The 17,682-nt window shown below is 62.5% G+C and carries 23 protein-coding genes; 10 read left to right on the plus strand and 13 right to left on the minus strand.

The window, feature by feature from the left end:
• The first annotated feature begins 92 nt into the window (after nt 1-92).
• Nucleotides 93-299, plus strand: coding sequence for a DUF3126 family protein (locus tag FQ775_RS04260; RefSeq protein WP_146299483.1), 207 nt, complete (start codon nt 93-95; stop codon nt 297-299).
• Here FQ775_RS04260 and FQ775_RS04265 read toward each other — a convergent pair.
• On the minus strand, nt 260-1,057 hold the full coding sequence (locus FQ775_RS04265) for a hypothetical protein (RefSeq protein WP_349291496.1): 798 nt from the start codon (nt 1,055-1,057) through the stop codon (nt 260-262). The two genes, FQ775_RS04260 and FQ775_RS04265, sit on opposite strands and share 40 nt — an antisense overlap.
• 106 nt (nt 1,058-1,163) lie before the next feature.
• Here FQ775_RS04265 and FQ775_RS04270 point away from each other — a divergent pair, with 106 nt between their 5' ends.
• Nucleotides 1,164-1,487: a DUF6949 family protein gene (locus tag FQ775_RS04270; protein WP_146299482.1), complete on the plus strand. Its 324-nt coding sequence runs from the start codon at nt 1,164-1,166 to the stop codon at nt 1,485-1,487.
• A 27-nt stretch (nt 1,488-1,514) separates the two neighbouring features.
• Complete coding sequence (locus FQ775_RS04275) at nt 1,515-2,042, plus strand: gamma carbonic anhydrase family protein (RefSeq protein WP_146299481.1); 528 nt, start codon at nt 1,515-1,517, stop codon at nt 2,040-2,042.
• 120 nt (nt 2,043-2,162) lie between these two features.
• Here FQ775_RS04275 and FQ775_RS04280 read toward each other — a convergent pair whose 3' ends face one another.
• The 3 genes from FQ775_RS04280 to FQ775_RS04290 all read right to left on the minus strand — a co-directional run bounded on the left by FQ775_RS04280 (nt 2,163) and on the right by FQ775_RS04290 (nt 4,433).
• The gene (locus FQ775_RS04280) at nt 2,163-2,759 is read right to left on the minus strand and encodes a transglutaminase-like cysteine peptidase (RefSeq protein ID WP_146299480.1); all 597 of its coding nucleotides are present in this window, start codon (nt 2,757-2,759) and stop codon (nt 2,163-2,165) included.
• Between the two features lie 263 nt (nt 2,760-3,022).
• Nucleotides 3,023-3,646 (minus strand): PilZ domain-containing protein, encoded by a 624-nt coding sequence (locus FQ775_RS04285; RefSeq protein ID WP_146299479.1) that lies wholly within the window; start codon nt 3,644-3,646, stop codon nt 3,023-3,025.
• Between the two features lie 154 nt (nt 3,647-3,800).
• Nucleotides 3,801-4,433 carry a PAS domain-containing protein gene (locus FQ775_RS04290; RefSeq protein WP_146299478.1) on the minus strand — a complete coding sequence of 211 codons (633 nt, stop codon included), beginning with the start codon at nt 4,431-4,433 and terminating at the stop codon, nt 3,801-3,803.
• Between the two features lie 377 nt (nt 4,434-4,810).
• Between FQ775_RS04290 and FQ775_RS04295 the strand changes: the two genes are divergently transcribed.
• On the plus strand, nt 4,811-5,548 hold the full coding sequence (locus FQ775_RS04295; protein ID WP_146299477.1) for a rhomboid family intramembrane serine protease: 738 nt from the start codon (nt 4,811-4,813) through the stop codon (nt 5,546-5,548).
• Nucleotides 5,549-5,642: 94 nt separating this feature from the next.
• Nucleotides 5,643-6,074: a CBS domain-containing protein gene (locus tag FQ775_RS04300; RefSeq protein ID WP_146299476.1), complete on the plus strand. Its 432-nt coding sequence runs from the start codon at nt 5,643-5,645 to the stop codon at nt 6,072-6,074.
• Nucleotides 6,075-6,098: 24 nt separating this feature from the next.
• Here FQ775_RS04300 and FQ775_RS04305 read toward each other — a convergent pair whose 3' ends face one another.
• Nucleotides 6,099-6,359, minus strand: a complete 261-nt coding sequence (locus FQ775_RS04305; protein WP_146299475.1) for a DUF6455 family protein — start codon at nt 6,357-6,359, stop codon at nt 6,099-6,101.
• A 146-nt stretch (nt 6,360-6,505) separates the two neighbouring features.
• Here FQ775_RS04305 and gatB point away from each other — a divergent pair, with 146 nt between their 5' ends.
• The gene (gatB, locus tag FQ775_RS04310; RefSeq protein WP_146299474.1) at nt 6,506-8,005 is read left to right on the plus strand and encodes an Asp-tRNA(Asn)/Glu-tRNA(Gln) amidotransferase subunit GatB; all 1,500 of its coding nucleotides are present in this window, start codon (nt 6,506-6,508) and stop codon (nt 8,003-8,005) included.
• Nucleotides 8,006-8,007: 2 nt separating this feature from the next.
• Entirely contained in the window at nt 8,008-8,499 is a 492-nt protein-coding gene (locus tag FQ775_RS04315; RefSeq protein WP_146299473.1) for a GNAT family N-acetyltransferase, read from the plus strand.
• 3 nt (nt 8,500-8,502) lie between these two features.
• Here FQ775_RS04315 and FQ775_RS04320 read toward each other — a convergent pair whose 3' ends face one another.
• Nucleotides 8,503-9,495, minus strand: a complete 993-nt coding sequence (locus tag FQ775_RS04320) for a DMT family transporter (RefSeq protein ID WP_146299472.1) — start codon at nt 9,493-9,495, stop codon at nt 8,503-8,505.
• The gene (locus tag FQ775_RS04325) at nt 9,492-9,920 is read right to left on the minus strand and encodes a hypothetical protein (protein WP_146299471.1); all 429 of its coding nucleotides are present in this window, start codon (nt 9,918-9,920) and stop codon (nt 9,492-9,494) included. Before FQ775_RS04325 ends, FQ775_RS04320 begins: the two co-directional genes overlap by 4 nt.
• A 139-nt stretch (nt 9,921-10,059) precedes the next feature.
• Between FQ775_RS04325 and FQ775_RS04330 the strand changes: the two genes are divergently transcribed.
• Both FQ775_RS04330 and FQ775_RS04335 read left to right on the plus strand, forming a co-directional pair.
• The gene (locus tag FQ775_RS04330) at nt 10,060-10,458 is read left to right on the plus strand and encodes an NADH:ubiquinone oxidoreductase subunit NDUFA12 (protein WP_146299470.1); all 399 of its coding nucleotides are present in this window, start codon (nt 10,060-10,062) and stop codon (nt 10,456-10,458) included.
• A 114-nt stretch (nt 10,459-10,572) separates the two neighbouring features.
• Complete coding sequence (locus tag FQ775_RS04335) at nt 10,573-11,010, plus strand: DUF2155 domain-containing protein (protein WP_146299469.1); 438 nt, start codon at nt 10,573-10,575, stop codon at nt 11,008-11,010.
• 12 nt (nt 11,011-11,022) lie between these two features.
• Here the strand turns inward: FQ775_RS04335 and aat are convergent, their stop codons facing one another.
• The 6 genes from aat to FQ775_RS04365 all read right to left on the minus strand — a co-directional run bounded on the left by aat (nt 11,023) and on the right by FQ775_RS04365 (nt 16,319).
• Entirely contained in the window at nt 11,023-11,640 is a 618-nt protein-coding gene (gene aat / locus FQ775_RS04340) for a leucyl/phenylalanyl-tRNA--protein transferase (protein ID WP_146299468.1), read from the minus strand.
• Nucleotides 11,641-11,652: 12 nt separating this feature from the next.
• On the minus strand, nt 11,653-12,996 hold the full coding sequence (gene accC / locus FQ775_RS04345; RefSeq protein ID WP_146299467.1) for an acetyl-CoA carboxylase biotin carboxylase subunit: 1,344 nt from the start codon (nt 12,994-12,996) through the stop codon (nt 11,653-11,655).
• A gap of 7 nt (nt 12,997-13,003) precedes the next feature.
• Nucleotides 13,004-13,480, minus strand: a complete 477-nt coding sequence (gene accB, locus FQ775_RS04350) for an acetyl-CoA carboxylase biotin carboxyl carrier protein (protein ID WP_146299466.1) — start codon at nt 13,478-13,480, stop codon at nt 13,004-13,006.
• Between the two features lie 32 nt (nt 13,481-13,512).
• A complete protein-coding gene (gene aroQ, locus FQ775_RS04355) occupies nt 13,513-13,947 on the minus strand; it encodes a type II 3-dehydroquinate dehydratase (protein ID WP_146299465.1) in 435 nt (144 codons plus the stop codon).
• Nucleotides 13,948-14,080: 133 nt separating this feature from the next.
• On the minus strand, nt 14,081-14,896 hold the full coding sequence (locus FQ775_RS04360) for a DsbA family protein (protein WP_146299464.1): 816 nt from the start codon (nt 14,894-14,896) through the stop codon (nt 14,081-14,083).
• Between the two features lie 28 nt (nt 14,897-14,924).
• A complete protein-coding gene (locus FQ775_RS04365) occupies nt 14,925-16,319 on the minus strand; it encodes a M48 family metalloprotease (RefSeq protein ID WP_146299463.1) in 1,395 nt (464 codons plus the stop codon).
• A 131-nt stretch (nt 16,320-16,450) separates the two neighbouring features.
• Between FQ775_RS04365 and FQ775_RS04370 the strand changes: the two genes are divergently transcribed.
• A complete protein-coding gene (locus tag FQ775_RS04370) occupies nt 16,451-17,602 on the plus strand; it encodes a pyridoxal phosphate-dependent aminotransferase (RefSeq protein WP_146299462.1) in 1,152 nt (383 codons plus the stop codon).
• Nucleotides 17,603-17,682 lie beyond the last annotated feature (80 nt).

A 17,682-nucleotide genomic window follows, 5' to 3' on the forward strand; every position in this document is an offset into this window, starting at 1 on the left:
CTTTCAGGGTTTACACGGCATCGGGCCGCGTGCCACATGCAGCGGCGATAGGCGCCGGTTGCGGCGCCCGGTATCGGACGAGGAGAAGCCGGTTGAAACCCGAGGAAATCAGGAAGCTCGACGCCTATTTCAAGAAGACCTTCAGCAATCCACGGCTGGAGGTGAAGGCGCGTCCGCGCAAGGACGATTCCTGCGAGCTTTATCTGGGCGACGAATTCCTCGGCATCATCTATCGCGATGAGGATGAGGGCGAGCTTTCCTACAATTTCTCGATGGCGATTCTCGACATCGACCTCTGACCCAACCGGTCGCCGGCTTGCAGATATCGCGCGTCGGTCTGAACCACCGTTGCCACATACTGGCGGATCGCCGCCTCGAGCCGCCGCCAATCGCCCAGGAGCGACGCCGGGAACCTGTAGGTAAGGCTGAGATCATCGCCGGCGAAGATATCGCGCTCGCATTCGGCGAGTGATTCCGCCGCTACCGGCCCGGTCAGGCAGCGTGCCACGAAGGGTTCGCCCGCGCCGGTCTGCCCGACAGCCAATATCTCATTCATATATCCGGACTTTTCACTGAATACGTGAAAGGACAACCCACCCGGACCCGGTTCGCCCGGGTGTCGGATCAGCGCTCGGTAGATCGGCTCGAAGCGTCCGCTCATGTCGCGCGACATCATTCGCGGCTCGAACGACAGAAACACGATGTTGCGCGCGCCGTCCGCGTGGTTGAAGTCGTCGCGAAACTCGGTGCGGTAACCGCTCATCTCAGGCCAGCGGAGATAGAGATGGAGGCCCGCTGCGACACCGGTTCGGCGTTCGCGCTCGAAGCGGATGGCGTTCGAGGGAACCGAGATGACGTCGTTGCCCACGACGACCTCGCGTAGCGTCGTATCCTCGGTGTGCCCGGCCAGCGCAATCGAACGGCCGATCGTCTTGCCACCGAAGCTGATCAGCACCGCCGCCAGCGCCATGGCTGCGAAAGCGAGAAAGACGCGAAACATGAACCGGTCATCGATCGCCCTGACCGAGCCGACGTCCTGGGTTGTGGCAGTCTGCACGCGCCGCTCCGATGATTGTCCGTCCCCATCCGGCACAGATCAGCCGGCATGGAACTTGCGAAGTACGCGTTCGACCTTGCGGTTTCATGGTAAACGGACGGTAAAAATGATCCACGTCGCGACAGCCGCCTTTGTCGTTGCCTGCGGGCTCGTGTTCGCGGGCCTGACCGGTTCGCTGATGGAACTGTGGGCCGGAAGGAGGCTGGATCTTCGTGAGCCTTTCGTGACAAGGCAACATGTGTGGCGCTCATTGATGCTGACGGCCGCGGCCGGACCCTTCATGCTGGTCAACACGGCGCTGGAGCGGGCCCAGGGCGGCACAGGTGATCGCCTGGTTGTGTTCAGTGCCCTGATCGCGGCGTTTTGGATCGTTGCCAGCGGCGTTGTCGTCGCCGACCTTGCCTTTCGCATTGCCGGTCTGCTCTCCTGACGCAGACATCGGGAATGGGAGGATGATGTGACCATCTACGCGCTTGACGGCACCGCACCGGAATTCGAGGACCGCGGCACGAATTGGATCGCCTCCGACGCCAGCGTGATCGGAAAGGTGCGGCTTGGCCGCAACGCCGGCATCTGGTTTGGCGTCGTGATTCGCGGCGACAACGAACCGATCACAATCGGCCCCGATACCAACGTGCAGGAACACACCATCATGCACACCGATATCGGCTTTCCGCTGACGATCGGCCGAGGTTGCACGATCGGTCACCGCGCCATCCTGCATGGCTGCACAATCGGCGACAACAGCCTGATCGGCATGGGTGCAATCGTTCTCAATGGCGCGAAGATCGGCAACAACTGCCTTGTCGGGGCTGGCGCGCTGGTGACCGAAGGCAAGGTCTTCCCCGATAATTCCCTGATCGTCGGTTCACCGGCCAAGCCGGTGCGTGACCTCGACGGGAAAGCGGTGGAACTGCTGAAATGGTCAGCCGCCCACTATGTCGAGAACGGCCGCCGCTTCATCATGGGCCTAACCGAGGCTTGAGATAGCAGCAGCCAATTCCCCAAAAAAGTGGAGCCGGCCCGGGGACAAGGGCCGGCTCCGTAACCCGGTCGTTGGGGACGGGGAGGGTGGGGACTCGACCGGGTATTCCTTTGCAGCGGCCTAGCGCACGCTGCCGACGGCAACGCTGCGGCCGTCGTCGATCGACACCCACGCACCGGCGTGGCGCGCGGATTGGCGCTTCAGATAGCGGTATTCGGTGTCCGTCCAGACCAGCACCCGCGGTTCCAGGTTGTCGAGCACGAAGTCGCCATAGCTGGTATTGACCGTCAGTACGGCGTGGCCGTCACCGTTGGGTTGGCGCACTACGGTGATCAGTAGGTTGCCGGAGGGAACGCCAGCCCTCATCAGCAGGCGGCGCTTTTCCAGCACATAGTCTTCACAGTCGCCGACCCCCTTCGGATAGGACCACAACTCCTCGCGGCCCCAGATCTCGTAATCCGTCTTGGGTGCGACGGCGACATTTACCGCATGGTTGATCTCAAGAATGGTCTTCCACAGCTTGCGGGTCAGTTCGACCGGCCGGGAAGCCGGTCGCCCCTGATCGCACTCCGCCGGCAGCCGCTGGCAGAGTTCGTAGTGTCCGACAGGTTGCGTCGTACGCCCGCCGGTAATCATGAATGGATTGGCTGCGTTGGCCGCGCTCGCCGTCCACGCGAGCATTGCCGCAACCGTAAGGTAACGTCCCCGTTTGGTCATTGCCTCGTCTCCCCGTTTGAGCAGACAATGACAGGCGCGGATTTATTTGACGCAAAAGAACGTGGAGTAACTTAAGTAAAAACACGAGAGATAAAGAATAAAACTGAGATAAATAAATAGAAAAATGCGCTCTTAATTAGATCGAAATTTGCAGAAAATTTGAGCTATCCGGCGACTTGGCTGTGTCGTCGCGTCGCCCAGCGAAGGAGCGGACACATCTGCATGGGAGCGAGGAGGCAAAGAAGGGGAGAGGGGCCGTCCCGTCAGGAGTTACCGGCACCGCCGCTGAATTGGGCTTCAAGCGAATCGACTCGTTGCACGACGGCGAACTCGACGGCGATGCCGTCTTCGAAATGCCGTATGACGCGACCGCGCATCGTGCCAAGCGTGACAGGAGTTCCAAGGGCAGGACGCACGTCGATCTCGACCGCTGCGCCGGAAAGCGAAAGGTCGACGATCCGGCACTGATATTCGCGACCGTCTTCGAGCCGCACGACACTGACGGGGTTACGAGGCGTCACCCGCTCATGGCGGCGGTCTTCCGGCAGGTCGAGCTCGTGCTTGTTGGCCAGCCACGTGAGTTGGGCGGCGAGCTTGTCGCGCTTGCGATCAGACGCGATCAACGTGATCGCGAAGCCGTCGTCCTGCAGGCGCGTGATCACGCCCTCGATCCGACCGATGTGGTCCAGATAGGCAATGACTCGCTCACCCAGCGCGCCGACCCGGTCGCACCGAAACAGGGCGTTACCGGGCGACATGTCGATCACCTGGCAAGGGTGCTCCGTGCGGTCTTCCAGCATGTAGCGCCCGTACACCTTGACGCGGACGCGCTGGAAGTGGCGCCTTTCGGCGCGTGACGGCGCTGTGTCGATCGCCGCTGACGTCATCTCATCCTCTGCCCGCCTGAAGCCCGGATTCGCTACGCGCGAATGGTCCTCCCATTTAGGGCGGAATGGGTTAACAAGCGGTAAGCCCCGTGGCCGAACGGCTCTGCGACTTAAGGGTCTGCCTCAACCACCGGTGGCAGCGATGAGGGCCTTGTCAGCCGTCGCGTCCACCGTCGATTACCACGAGATGGCGAAAGCGTCTTGTTTTCCCGACGCCACCCTCGCTCATCGTGTCATCCGAAGGCGCGAGCGGCGGCACGGCAATGGCCGGCCTGTTCTTGAGGAACATGGGCTCGCGGTTCGGGTCGATCAGCCGCATCGAATCGATTCGGCTTTCTACGACCGGGTCGCTGCCGAGCCAGTAGGGCTTTTCGTGAGGCGTGATACAACCAAGCGAACGCGGGCTGTCGATGCCGCCGTCCAGGGGAAGCAGCAGCAGTTCGAACGCCACCGAGCGTCCCTGGTTGGTAACGCCTTCGTAGCTGGTCACCGACACCGATTTTTCCTGTAGCGATCCTGTCGCCAACCTGCCCGCCAACGGCTGGTCCTGCGCTGCCCACAGCGATGTGAAGGCGAAGCCCTTCAACTCTCGGCCATAGGTGGCGCAAAGCCTCGTGCCGGCGAGACGGAATACGGCCTCCCCGCGCGTGTCCCGTTCGAGAATGAAGGTGTCCGCCAGCATCGGTTTGATGTCCGCCGGCTCGACTTCCGAGCGCCGCGGCGCCGCGCGTCCGTTTCGCAGCCTGTCCCAATATTGGAAAAGTGCGATGGTTCCTTCCAGTTTCATCTGTCCCCGCTATTCCCTGCTCGTCTTGTTGTGTCATCGCCGCACAACGGGGGGCCTCCCGCGTGCGATACATGGCGGAAGGAGCAGGTTGCGTGCCAGCACCCTTGGGGGAGTTGTTAACGGGCCCGTCCCGTTAACCTTAACGAATGGTTTCAATTGCGCGCCGGGCTCGTGGATGTCAGAAGGGGACGACAGGCGAAGCCATTGGCGTTGTTCGGGAATTCCGCCACGGGTGTTGCAGCGCAAGATTTCGGGCAGGGGCTCGACCGGCCGTCCAGGGGGACATCCTGGGCGGCCTTTTTTACCATTCCCCTTGCGCCTGCCGGGACAAGCAGGCGAACTCGCGGCCAACCGAATCAGCCGAGGAGACCGGGAGGATGACTGCGGAGCCCGCGCCTGACAACAGGGGTGTCCAACCCCCGAACGGCGGCGGTGGCGAACCGGCCTTCAACATTCCAGGCATCGTACTGGGCTTCATCGGCGCCTGTGTGCTGATCCACGCCGCTCGGGTCTATGTGATTGCGCCGGCGCAGGATCTGGACCTCCTGGTCGCAGCGGCCTTTATTCCGCTCCGCTACACCGGAGGCTATTCGCTGGATTTTTTCGCCTTCTCCAGCCCCTTGACCTATTCTCTGCTGCACGGTGGTCTCGCGCATCTGGCGATCAACATGATCTGGCTGGCCGCCTTCGGCTCTCCGTTGGCCAACCGCTTTGGTGCATGGCGATTCGCATCGTTCTGGGCCGTGACAGCGCTGGCTGCGGCGCTGATGCACTTTCTCATCTATCCCGACAGTTCCTCGCCCCTTGTCGGGGCGTCCGGAGCGATTTCCGGCATGATGGGCGCGGCAGCCCGATTCGGTTTCCGTGTCGATCGTCGCCGGGGCCAACGCTCCGCCTTTGCTGGCACGCTGCTCCCGATCACCGAGGCCTTGCGCCTGCGTGCCGTGGTGACGTTCCTTGGCGTCTGGATGGCGGTGAACGTCGCGACGGGCCTCCTCGGCGGTGTTCCAGGGTCGGATGCGGTGATCGCCTGGGAGGCGCATATCGGCGGTTTCTTGGTCGGTTTTTTTGGTGTCCGGCTGTTCGACCGCGGTCCGCTTACGCGCTCTTTCTAGGTCGGAGGGCGGCCAGTCTTGCATTGGCCGAAATCCGGTAGCACCATGTCATCAGGTGGGAACGGCTGGAGCACGGAAGCTCAGGAGGAAAGCCATGCTGGTCAGAACCATTCTCGCGGACAAGGGCGGCGACGTCGTCACGATCGCGCCCGAGCGCACGGTCGGAGAGGCGGTGAGCCTGCTTGCCGAGAAGAAGATCGGCGCGGTTGTGGTGACCAAGGGCGGTGGCAAGATCGCCGGTATTCTCTCCGAGCGCGACATCGTGCGCATGCTGGCCGCCGAAGGAGCGGCTGCACTGCAACAGCCGGTTGCGGGAGCGATGACCGCCAAGGTCAAGGTTTGCAACGAGGATCACACGGTCAACGACGTGATGGGCATCATGACGGCCGGCCGCTTCCGCCACCTGCCCGTCGAGCGGGACGGCGTTTTGGCTGGCATCATCTCGATCGGCGACGTCGTTAAGCGCCGCATCGAGGAAATCGAGCACGAAGCGGAGGAAATCCGCAACTACATCGCCACCGCCTAGCGCTGTGTTGGGAGGCGGCCCCGGTCAGGCGTCGTCGGCGACGAAGTCGAAAAGTTCGCGGTTGCGGCAATAGGCGGGCGCGCGGCTGTGCGCAGTATCCGAGGCCAGCCATTCACGGCATTCCTGCCCGTGGCCGCAGGTGAGGCAGCGCAATGTCGCGTTCCTGAGCACAGCAGCGCCGTCGGGCATTCGAGCGACGCCGTCGCGAACGCCGAGATGTTCCATCATGTTGTTCATCAGGTCGGCTTTGGCGGCCATCCTGTCGATGATCCTGAAGGGCTTCATCGTAGATCTCCTCGCTCAAGTTGGCGTACCAGTCTTGCGCCAGGGCCCGCGGCCCGCCTTGACCTCGATCAAATGGGGCAAAGCCTTGCCTGCCTGCTGCGAATGGTCTAGCGAACCGGGCAGTTCCTTCACGAGCAATCTCGCCGATGACCATTATCGACACCCGCACGCCCGACCCGACGCGTTTGATTGCCGGCGCCACCGGCGACTGGGAAATCATCGTCGGCCTTGAGGTGCACGCCCAGGTAACATCGCAGTCGAAGCTGTTTTCGGGCGCCTCGACGGCCTTCGGTGCCGAACCCAACGCCAATGTCAGCCTCGTCGATGCAGCGATGCCGGGCATGCTGCCCGTGATCAACGAGGAATGCGTCAAGCAGGCGATCCGCACAGGGCTTGGTCTGAAGGCAGAGATCAACCTCAAGTCCGTCTTCGATCGTAAGAACTATTTCTATCCCGACCTGCCTCAGGGCTATCAGATATCGCAGTACAAGCAGCCGATTGTCGGGGAAGGCAAGGTCAAGGTCTCTGTCGGCCCCGACCGGCAGGGAAATTTCGAGGACATAGAGGTCGGCATAGAACGGCTGCACCTCGAACAGGACGCTGGCAAGTCGATGCACGACCAGCATCCCACCATGTCCTATGTCGACCTCAACCGTTCCGGCGTCGCGCTGATGGAGATCGTGTCGAAGCCCGACATGCGCTCGTCGGACGAGGCCAAGGCCTACGTGACCAAGCTGCGCTCGATCATGCGCTATCTCGGCACTTGTGACGGCAACATGGACGAAGGGTCGCTGAGGGCCGACGTCAACGTGTCCGTGCGCCGGCCGGGCGAGGGTTTCGGCACGCGCTGCGAGATCAAGAACGTGAACTCCATCCGCTTCCTTGGCCAAGCGATCGAGTACGAGGCGAGGCGGCAAATTGCCATCCTGGAGGATGGCGGCACGATCGATCAGGAGACCCGCCTCTTTGATCCCAACAAGGGCGAGACGCGTTCGATGCGCTCCAAGGAGGAGGCGCACGATTACCGCTATTTCCCCGATCCGGATCTTCTGCCGCTGGAGTTCGACCAGGCCTATGTCGATGCGCTCGCCGGCGATCTTCCGGAATTGCCGGACGAGAAGAGAGAGCGTTTCGTTGCAACGCTCGGTCTCTCGCCCTACGACGCCTCCGTGCTGGTTGCGGAAAAGGCCACTGCCGACTTCTTTGAGAAGGTCGCCGAGGGTCGCGACGGCAAGCTGGCGGCAAACTGGGTCATCAACGACTTGCTGGGAGCCTTGAACAAATACGGCCAGGGCATTGAAGCGACTCCGGTTTCGCCGGAACAGCTTGGCGCGATCATAGACCTGATCAAGGAAGGCACGATCTCCGGCAAGATCGCCAAGGATCTGTTCGACATCGTCTGGAACGAGGGTGGCGACCCGCGCGAACTGGTCGAAAGCCGCGGCCTCAGGCAGGTGACCGATACTGGTGCAATTGAAAAGGCCGTCGATGAGGTGCTTGCGGCCAACCCGGAAAAGGTCGAGCAAGCCAAGGCCAAGCCGACCATGGCTGGCTGGTTTGTCGGTCAGGTGATGAAGGCAACCGGCGGCAAGGCCAATCCCCAGGCCGTCAACGAGCTTATCCGGCAAAAGCTGGGAATCGAGTAAACATGTTTGTGCGCACTGCTTCCGAGCGAGATCTCGATGCCGTGCGCGACCTGCTCGTTGAGACCTGGCATGCGACCTATGACGGTATCTACGGCGTGGCGCGGGTGATCGAGATCACCGACGACTGGCATTCAATTGCGGCGCTCAGGGCGCGGCTGACGATGCCGAGGTCGGAGTTCGTGCTAGCGGACGACGGCGAGATGATCGGCGGCATGGCCTTTGCCAGCGCCAGCGATGACGACAAGACCGTGATGCTGCATCAGCTCTATGTGCGCCCCGGCCAGCAGGGCAGGGGAACTGGCAGGCTGTTGCTCGACGAGATTATCGCGAGTTTTCCGGAGGCGCGTACGGTCAAGCTTGAGGTCGAAGAGGCCAATGCCGGCGCGATTGCGTTCTACAAGGCGAACGGATTCGAGGACGTTGGGCGCACCGCCAATTGCGGCCGTCAGGATTCCGGAATCCCGGCACTGATCTACGAGCGCCAGCTGAGCTGATCCCTATCGCTCGCGCCGAAGCGGCGTCTTCCAGCGGATGCGCTTGCCGAGTTCTGCCTCGCGGTAGAAAACATAGAAGCCGGCCCCTGCAATCAGCGCGATCCCGATCCACGCCACGACATCGGGCCAATCGCCCCAGATCACGACGCTCCAGAAGATCGCCAGAGGCATGGCGACATATTCGAACGGTGCTATCAAACCCGCCTGCGCGACGCGGTAGGCTTGGCTCACCAGGTAGCCGCCGGTCGCGCCGATGACACCGATCGCGCCGAGCAAGGCAAAATCGCCCACGGGCGGCCAGGTCCAGGCGCGCAGCAGGAATTCGAGATTTGCGTTGCCTGAGCCACTGTAGCGGCCGTCACCGAAGATCAGCCCCATCGCGCCGGAAAAGCAGATGAAGGCGATGCTGAGATAGAATGACATCGCTGAGGCCTTCACGGCCACGCCAAGCTTGCGTGTGGTGATCTGCAGCAGCGAATAACCGAAGGCGGCGACAAGAGGCAGGAAGGCGGCGAATTGGAAAGTGCTGCCGCCCGGGCGGATGACGATCATCACGCCTGCGAGTCCCAGAAACACCGCGAGCCAGCGCCTCGGCCCGACCCGTTCGCCAAGAAGCAGCACCGACAGGCCTGTAACGAAGAGGGGTCCGACGAAGTAGATCGCCGTCGCCTCGCCGAGCGGCAAGGTGGCGAGCGCGGCGTAGAAGGTCATGTTGGCGAAAACCACGATCATGCCACGCATCATGTGAAAGCCCAGCCGGTTCGTGCGCAGATCGCGATAGGAGCCGTCGAGCGGCACGAAGACGGCCAACGTCACGATTATGCCGATCAGGCTGCGGATAAAAGTGATCTGGTGCAGCGGGTAGTCGCCGGATAGATATTTGATGACGACGTCGTTGAGCGAGAACGCGATCGCCGCGCCCATGGCGCAGGAAATGCCGATCAGGCCCGCCGGCACCTTACTCGCGCCTGCGGTGGTACCGCGCTCGCCTGTCATTCGACCGGCAGTTCCGTCCCGTCCGGATCCCAAAGGCGTACCGGCGCGCATTCGATAAGGTAGTCGTGAAGCGCAGGGTCGCATCTGACCTCCGCCGCCTTCATCGCCGCCTCCCTGCTGCCCCAGCCGCAGGAATGTTCGTGCCAGTGTGGCCCCTCGCTATGCTGCTTGAAGACATCGACGCTCCAGCCGGCCGGGTAGCACCAAGCGACCCGCAGGCAGTCGCGCTGTTCCGCGCCGCCCTCGACGCATTTCTGGCGCGCACACGCAAAACCCTTGTCCGGGTTGCCGGCACTGCAGACGCCGGACGATTGCTCCGGCGCCTCGACGAAAGCGATGCCGACAGGACCGTTCTGCGCCAACGCGGGTGCAGGACCCAGGCAGGGGGCAAGGAAGGCCAATGCCGGCCAAAGGCGCGCTCGCATGTCGGGTTCTCCGAGGGGCGTTGAGAAGTCGAGCCGAGCCTATCGCGGAGCTGTCCTGCCATGAAGGACTAAATTGCGGACGCCCTTGCGTTCGCGACGTACGAGGGTCATAAGGCGAAGGATCCGCACGAGGCGACCGATGAAGAATTTGCTGCTTCAGATTTTCACCTGGTGGCACGGGCAGACGCTCGGCACCCGCTTTCACACCTGGCGCAAGGGCAGCCTCGTCGGCGAGGACGAGTTCGGCAACCGCTATTATCAGGGCGGCAAGGATTCGGAAGGGCGCACGCGGCGCTGGGTGATCTACAACGGTCTTGTCGAGGCCTCACGCATTCCATCCGGCTGGCACGGCTGGATGCACTACCGCACCGATACGCCGCCCTCCAAGGAGGATTACAACGCGCGGGAATGGCAAAAGCCGCACGTGCCGAACCTGACCGGCACCGCGCAGGCCTACCGACCGAAGGGTTCACTGCTTTCGCCCGGCGAGCGGCCGGCGGTTACCGGCGACTACGACGCCTGGACGCCCGGCGGCTGACCGCGGCAAAGGCAGATTTTTCGCCACAATGGACGGCTAACCGGGTTGTCGGATTTTCGATGCGGGCAAATGCGGCCGAATCGGCAATGATGCGGAAATGGTTCCGGTGAGCGCATGATCGACGTTGCAGGGTTTGCGAAGTGGCCACGCTGGCGGCACGGTGTCGCGGCCGCCGCGCTGCTGCTGGCGGCGTTTCCTGCAGCCGCCGAGGAACGAATCTCCAATCCTGTCGCCGAGTTCACGGGCATCGACAAGATCACCGGTCGGATCATCACCTTCGATGTCTATATCGACGAGACGGTGCAGTTTGGCGCGCTGCAGGTGACACCGCGCGTCTGCTATTCAAGCCCCGATACCGAGGAAGCGAAGACGGATTCGTTTGTCGAGGTCGACGAGATCACGCTCGACCGCAAGATTCGTCGCATTTTCACCGGCTGGATGTTCGCCGAAAGCCCGGGTCTGAATGCGGTCGAGCATGCCGTCTATGACGTGTGGCTGAAGGACTGCAAGCAGGACTCGCAAGTGCCGGCGCCCGAAGCCCGCGCCGACTGACCCGGCATTCCATCAGGGAAAGAACCGAGCGTTTCCCGTGATGGCTTCGGCCAGCAGGGTTTCGTATTTGCGACGCGGCAGATCGATGGCGCCGAAACGCTTCAGGTGTGCTGTCGTGAACTGGGTATCCAGAAGCACGAACCCGCGCTCGCGCAGGCGTTCGACAAGATGCACCAGGCACACCTTGGAAGCGTCACGCTCGCGCGAGAACATGCTTTCTCCGAAAAATGAGCGGCCGAGCGTCACGCCGTAGAGTCCACCGACCAGTCGCCCGCCCAGCCAGGCCTCCACCGTATGGCAATGGCCGCGCTGGAAAAGTTCGCGATAAGCGTCGCGGATCGGGGCGTTGATCCACGTGCTGGCGCGGCCGCGCTTGGTTTCGGCGCAGCCTTGCAGGACGCCGTCGAAGTCACTGTCGATACGGATATCGAAGATGCGCCGCCTCACCACCTTCTGCAGGCTCCTGGGTACGTGAAAGGCGTCGAGCGGAATAATGCCGCGCGTTTCCGGCCGGACCCAAAACACCTCCGGGTCGTCGGCGCTCTCGCCCATCGGGAAGACGCCGTTCGAATAGGCCTTGAGCAACAGGTCCGGCGGTATCCGGTAGCCGGGCGCGAACGGCCTTACCATGGTCGCGTCACGTCACTTGCTTTGCGACAGATGCTTTTCCAGCCAATGGATATCGTAATCGCCATTGGCGATGTCGAGGTTGCCGACCAGATCACGAAAGAGCGGCAGTGTCGTCTTGATGCCGTCGACGACGAACTCGTCGAGCGCCCGCCTAAGCCGCATCATGCACTCCACGCGGTTACGGCCGTGAACGATCAGTTTCCCGATCAGGCTGTCGTAGTAGGGCGGGATCTTGTAGCCGGAGTAGACGCCTGAATCGACCCGGATACCGAGCCCGCCTGGCGTATGGAAGTGACTGATCGTGCCAGGTGAAGGCACGAATGTGCGTGGATCCTCGGCGTTGATGCGACATTCGATGGCATGTCCGTGGAAGCGGATGTCGCTTTGCGTGACCGACAGGCCACCGCCGGAGGCGACTCGAATCTGCTCATGGACGAGGTCGATGCCGGTGATCGCCTCGGTGACGGGATGCTCCACCTGGAGCCGCGTGTTCATCTCGATGAAATAGAAGCCGCCATCCTCGTAGAGGAACTCGATCGTGCCTGCGCCGGAATAGCCGAGATCGGCAATGGCCTGCGCGCAGACATCACCGATACGGGCACGCTCCTCGTCGTTGAGAGCCGGTGAATTGGCCTCCTCCCAGACCTTCTGGTGGCGCCGCTGCAGCGAACAGTCGCGCTCGCCCAGGTGGATGCCGCCACCCTGGCCGTCGCCAACCACCTGGATTTCAATGTGACGCGGCTTTTCGAGATATTTCTCGATGTAGACCGCGTCGTCGCCGAAGGCCGCGCCTGCCTCCGAGCGCGCGGTCGCCAGCGCAACGTCGAGGTCATCCTCGTTGCGTGCCACCTTCATGCCGCGCCCTCCGCCGCCGGCGGAGGCCTTGATGATGACCGGGTAACCGATCTCGGCGGCGATCCGGCGCGCCTCCTTCTCATCGGTGACGGCGCCGTCGGAACCCGGCACCACCGGGATGCCGAGGCGCTTGGCGGTTCGCTTGGCCTCGATCTTGTCGCCCATGACCCGGATGTGGTCGCCGGAAGGTCCGATGAAGGTAATGTTGTGCGCAGCCAGGATGTCGGCGAAGCGGGCATTTTCCGACAGGAATCCATAGCCCGGATGGATGGCGTCGGCGCCGGTGATTTCGCAGGCGGCCACGATCTGGTGGATGTTCAGGTAGCTGTCCCGCGATGGCGGTGGCCCGACGCATACGCTCTCGTCGGCGAGCTTGACGTGCATGGCGTCGGCGTCGGCGGTCGAGTGAATGGCGACCGTCTTGATGCCGAGTTCCTTGGCCGCGCGCAGCACTCGAAGAGCGATCTCTCCGCGGTTGGCAATGAGGATCTTCTGGAACATGCCGCTCTTACTCGATCACGACCAGCGGTTCGCCGAATTCCACCGGCTGCGAATCCTCGAACAGGATCGCGGTCACCGTACCGGCGCGCGGCGAGGGGATCTGGTTCATCGTCTTCATGGCCTCGATGATGAGCAGGGTCTGGCCCTCCCGCACCTGTTGACCGACCTCGATGAACGGCTTGGCGCCCGGCGCCGGAGAGGCATAGGCGGTGCCGACCATCGGTGAGTTCACGGCATTGCCCGGCTTGGTGGCGGGTGCGGCTGCCTCGACAGCCGGTTCGGTGCGGGGTGCCGGCCTGACGGGCTCGGCCGACGGGGGCGGCGCATAGACAGGCGCTGCGGCCTGGATGGCAGTGTTCTGCCGCGAAACCCGGACACGCAGATCGCCTTGCTCGACCTCGATCTCAGACAGGTGCGTTTCGTTGAGGATGTCGGCGAGGTCGCGGATGAGCTGTTGGTCTATCCCGGGTTTCTTGGTCGACATTGAACGTGAATTCCTCGTTGTTGCCTTGGTACTCACAGACGATCGGCAAGCGCCTGCAGCGCAAGCGCGTAGCCCATTGGCCCGAAGCCGCAGATGACGCCCACAGCCACCGGTGACACGTGTGAGACGTGGCGGAACTGCTCGCGTGCGTGGATGTTAGAAAGATGGACCTCGGCGACTGGAAGCCCGACTGCCCTGATCGCGTCGTGAAGCGCGATCGACGTATGGGTGTAGGCGCCGGGATTGATGACGATCGCCTGGGCCTTGTCCCCGGCTTCCTGTATCCAGTCGACAAGCACCCCTTCGTGGTTGGATTGGCGAAACTCGATCGCGAGCCCCAACCCGTCTGCCGCTCGGCGGCAGTCGACCTCAATGTCGGCGAGGGTCTTGCCGCCATAGATGGACGGCTCACGCTTGCCGAGCATGTTCAGGTTGGGGCCGTTCAGCACAAAGACGGTTCGCGACATCTGGACCTCGTGGCCGGCGGCAAAGCGCCGACGCCGGTCACTCTATAGTCGCCATGCAGGCGGCAGGAAAGAGCGCGCCACGTGATCTTTCGCTGTCCACAGCCGTGATTTCGGGGCTTTCGCGCTTTCTCAGTCAGCACGCCGCCGAAGAGCACTCGCGCAGCTTGGCGAGTTTTTCCTCCAGCACCTGTCGGCCCAGCGCGCCGAAAACGACCTCGTTGCCGACGACGTAAGAAGGGGTTCCGGTGATGGAAAGCGCGTTTGCGAGTTCATAGGTGCCAGCGAAGGCTTCGGCGATGGCCGGGTTCTTCATCGCTTCGCGCAGCTCTCCTTCATCCGCGCCGAGCGCTAGGGCGATGTTGACAGCGCTCTCCTCGGTCGCGCGTCCGGCGCTGCCCAGAAGCTTGGTATGGAACTGGTCGTATTTCTCCGGCAACAGCGAGCGGAAGGCCATCGACACGATATGCGCGCGTTGTGAATCGGGGCCCAGGATCGGAAACTCCTTTAGCACGAAACGCACTTCTGGATTGGCCTCGGTCACAGCCTGCATGTCGGCCATCGCCCTTTTGCAGTAGCCGCAATTGTAGTCGAAGAACTCTACCAGCGTGTACTGACCGTTCGGGTTGCCGAAGATGCCGTCATGGGCGGAGTTGAATATCTCGTCGCTTTTCTCCGAGATCGTCGCCTCCTGCGCGACGCGCTGCTGTTCTTCCTGCTTCTTCTCAAGTGCCTCCTGGACCTCGAGCAGCAGTTCCGGATTTTCCAGCAGGTAGTTGCGAATGATCTCCTCGACCTCAGCCCGATCGATCGCCGAAGCGCCCTGTGCCTCGACGACCTTGATCTGCCCGGCGACAGCAGGGCCGACCGGCTGGCCTGCGATGTAGCCAGCAACCAGCATTGCTGCCGAGACCATCACGCCCGCAATGCCGAACACCAAAATTCTCTTCATGCTGCTTGTTCCTTCGGACGGCCGGCGGTCACTTCTTGCGGTTCGGCCGGGCGTTGATGATATCCTGCGCTCGCACCCAGTCTGGGCTGCCGCGCTTCAGTTTCTGCTGCGCTCGTGTTGCGAAGATGCGGGCTTCCTGGAACGAGCCCGAATAGTAATGCATCTCGGCCGAGGCGAGTTCGGCTTCACCGATACTGCCGAGCCGGCCATAGGCCTGTGCCAGCAGCATATAGCCGTCGGGATTTTCGCGGTCGCGGCTGAGCGCGTTGCTGATCTGGCGAACCGCCTCGCGGGTCGCTTTCTGATCGCCGGCCGACAACAGGGCCTTTCCGTAGCTGATCTGGATGATCGGCGACTTGGACCCGTCGAGCTTCTGCGCCCGCGCATAGGCCTTGATTGCCTCTCCGGGCTGATTGGCTCGCACGAGCATGTCGCCGCGAAGCTCGTGAAAATAGGCGTAGTTGGGCTGCGTGGCGATGAGGCGGTCAATCTTGGCGATCGCGTCGCGCGGGCGCCCGCGCAGGTGGGTGTTGATCGCGTCAGCGTAGAGTGCGGGCAGGCTGCGCGGATTGTTGCGGAAAAGGCGCGATGTCGCGGCCGGGCCTTCGGTATAAGCCGCGATCTTGGCGCGCATCAGATCGTGGCGCACCTGGAGAGCCGCGCTGTCCGTCTTGTTGAAATGAGCGCTTTGGCTCGCCAGCGTCTGCAGATGGGCGATGCGCTCGCGCGGCATGGGATGGCTGAGCTGATAGGGGTCGACCCTTGAGCCGGTCAGCGCCAATGCGCTGGCGAAGCGCTCGAAGGTCTTCAGCATCCCGCGTGCTGACTGGCCGGTACGTTCCAGGTAGGTCAGAGCCGAGCGGTCCGCCGAGCTTTCTTCCGCACGCTGATAGCCGAGCAGGCCGCGCCGCGCCACCTCCGCGCCGCCCATGGCGATGCCGCCGCCGGAGCGCGCCAAGGCACTGTTGTCGCTCAGCGCGCCGCCCACTGCCGCGCCAATTCCCAGAAGGGTGGCCACGATGGCAATCGTCTGTGCGCGCTCCAACTGTGCACGCAGTCGTTCCTGGTGCCCCCCGGCGAGATGGCCCGCTTCGTGCGCAAACACCCCGATGATTTCGTTTGGCGTTTCGGCCGTCAGGAGCGCCCCGGTATTGATGAAGATACGTCGGCCGGCAACGAAGGCGTTGAAGCTGCGGTCGTTGACCAGAACAATGTCTATGCCGGATTTGCCAAGCCCGGCCGCGCGCAGGATCGGCCGTGCATAGTCGCTGACAAGCGCCTCGATCTCGGCGTCGCGGACGATCGGCACCCGTTGTTGTTGCGCGATCGCTGGCGACAGCGGGGCTAGGGCAAACTGGACGGCGACGCCGACCGCAATGGCGGCGCGCGTGAAGAAGCCCGACTTTTTCTTCGCACTGGACATGGCGGAAATCACAGGTAGACGACCGTGTGGACGATGGAAAGACCGAGCCGTGGTGTTCAGGCATTCGTGATGGTGCCGATCGACTCCGGCTGCCGCGAGCGTACGCTCGCAACAACCTAGAGGGTGCGCTTATGACAGTGGCGATATCAAGGCGCAGCGCGGTAGAGCCGTTTCATGCAATGGATGTGCTGGCCGATGCGAACCGGCTGAAAGCAAAGGGTTTTCCGATCATTTCCATGGCAGTCGGCCAACCATCGGAGCCCGCGCCCAAAGCCGTCCGCGATGCCGCTGTGGCGGCAGCGATCAATGGCCGCATCGGCTATACCGACGCGCTGGGCATCTCGGAACTGCGGGAAGCCATCTCAAATCACTACGCAGACCACTACGACGTGGACGTGCCGTACTCACGAATCGTGGTCACCACAGGATCCTCAGCGGCCTTCAATCTCGCCTTCCTAGCGATGTTCGACCCCCGCGACCGCGTCGCGACGACCGCGCCGGGCTATCCAGCCTATCGCAACATCATGAAAGCGCTCGGTATTGAACTGATTGAGATACCGCTCGCAAAAGGTGGCTACCCGACCGCGGAGTTGATGGCGGACGCTTTCCGCGACAGGCCGTTCAAGGGGTTTCTTTTCGCGAGCCCCGCCAATCCGACCGGTTCCGTCATCCCGGCCGATGAGATTGCGCGGATAGCGATGACGGCGAAGGAACTCGGTATTTCCCTGATTTCGGACGAGATCTATCACCGCCTTGCCTTCGATGCAGCCGATACAACCGCACTTGCTGCCGATCCCGACGTTGTCGTGATCAACTCGTTCTCCAAATATTATTGCATGACCGGCTGGCGCATCGGCTGGATGGTCGTTCCGGACGCCCTGTTGCGGCCGATCGAACGTATTCAGCAAAGCCTCTACATTTCAGCGCCAGAACTGTCGCAACGTGCCGCGGTACATGCATTCGGGGCTGGCGTCGAACTCGATGCGGTGAAGCGGAAATATGCGATGAGCCGCGAAATGTTGCTCAAGCAGTTGCCGAGATTGGGCTTGGAGATCGCAGCGCCAATGGACGGAGCCTTCTACGCTTATTGTGACGTCTCGCGCTTCTCCAATGACAGCATGGCGTTCGCACGCCGCATGATCCGGGAGGCGCACGTCGCCGCCACTCCGGGCCACGATTTCGACCCGGTCAACGGTCACCGCACGATGCGCTTTTCCTACGCCGGCGACCCAGCAGATATGATTGAAGCCATGGATCGGCTGGAGACCTGGCTGGCAAAATGATCTTTGCCGGAACTGCCTATCAAGGGGAACTGGCGAATCGAAGAAGGCCAGGGCGAACCCCGGCCTTCCTTTCAAATCGC

This window comes from Nitratireductor mangrovi (genome assembly GCF_007922615.2).
Taxonomy (GTDB): domain Bacteria; phylum Pseudomonadota; class Alphaproteobacteria; order Rhizobiales; family Rhizobiaceae; genus Mangrovimarina; species Mangrovimarina mangrovi.

Bases quoted from the DNA above. Each gene is read 5' to 3' on its own strand.
- FQ775_RS04270 (WP_146299482.1), top strand. From the start codon at position 1,164: ATGATCCACGTCGCGACAGCCGCCTTTGTCGTTGCCTGCGGGCTCGTG.
- FQ775_RS04280 (WP_146299480.1), bottom strand. From the start codon at position 2,759: ATGACCAAACGGGGACGTTACCTTACGGTTGCGGCAATGCTCGCGTGG.
- FQ775_RS04285 (WP_146299479.1), bottom strand. From the start codon at position 3,646: ATGACGTCAGCGGCGATCGACACAGCGCCGTCACGCGCCGAAAGGCGC.
- FQ775_RS04290 (WP_146299478.1), bottom strand. From the start codon at position 4,433: ATGAAACTGGAAGGAACCATCGCACTTTTCCAATATTGGGACAGGCTG.
- FQ775_RS04295 (WP_146299477.1), top strand. From the start codon at position 4,811: ATGACTGCGGAGCCCGCGCCTGACAACAGGGGTGTCCAACCCCCGAAC.
- FQ775_RS04300 (WP_146299476.1), top strand. From the start codon at position 5,643: ATGCTGGTCAGAACCATTCTCGCGGACAAGGGCGGCGACGTCGTCACG.
- FQ775_RS04305 (WP_146299475.1), bottom strand. From the start codon at position 6,359: ATGAAGCCCTTCAGGATCATCGACAGGATGGCCGCCAAAGCCGACCTG.
- gatB (WP_146299474.1), top strand. From the start codon at position 6,506: ATGACCATTATCGACACCCGCACGCCCGACCCGACGCGTTTGATTGCC.
- FQ775_RS04315 (WP_146299473.1), top strand. From the start codon at position 8,008: ATGTTTGTGCGCACTGCTTCCGAGCGAGATCTCGATGCCGTGCGCGAC.
- FQ775_RS04320 (WP_146299472.1), bottom strand. From the start codon at position 9,495: ATGACAGGCGAGCGCGGTACCACCGCAGGCGCGAGTAAGGTGCCGGCG.
- FQ775_RS04325 (WP_146299471.1), bottom strand. From the start codon at position 9,920: ATGCGAGCGCGCCTTTGGCCGGCATTGGCCTTCCTTGCCCCCTGCCTG.
- FQ775_RS04330 (WP_146299470.1), top strand. From the start codon at position 10,060: ATGAAGAATTTGCTGCTTCAGATTTTCACCTGGTGGCACGGGCAGACG.
- FQ775_RS04335 (WP_146299469.1), top strand. From the start codon at position 10,573: ATGATCGACGTTGCAGGGTTTGCGAAGTGGCCACGCTGGCGGCACGGT.
- aat (WP_146299468.1), bottom strand. From the start codon at position 11,640: ATGGTAAGGCCGTTCGCGCCCGGCTACCGGATACCGCCGGACCTGTTG.
- accC (WP_146299467.1), bottom strand. From the start codon at position 12,996: ATGTTCCAGAAGATCCTCATTGCCAACCGCGGAGAGATCGCTCTTCGA.
- accB (WP_146299466.1), bottom strand. From the start codon at position 13,480: ATGTCGACCAAGAAACCCGGGATAGACCAACAGCTCATCCGCGACCTC.
- aroQ (WP_146299465.1), bottom strand. From the start codon at position 13,947: ATGTCGCGAACCGTCTTTGTGCTGAACGGCCCCAACCTGAACATGCTC.
- FQ775_RS04360 (WP_146299464.1), bottom strand. From the start codon at position 14,896: ATGAAGAGAATTTTGGTGTTCGGCATTGCGGGCGTGATGGTCTCGGCA.
- FQ775_RS04365 (WP_146299463.1), bottom strand. From the start codon at position 16,319: ATGTCCAGTGCGAAGAAAAAGTCGGGCTTCTTCACGCGCGCCGCCATT.
- FQ775_RS04370 (WP_146299462.1), top strand. From the start codon at position 16,451: ATGACAGTGGCGATATCAAGGCGCAGCGCGGTAGAGCCGTTTCATGCA.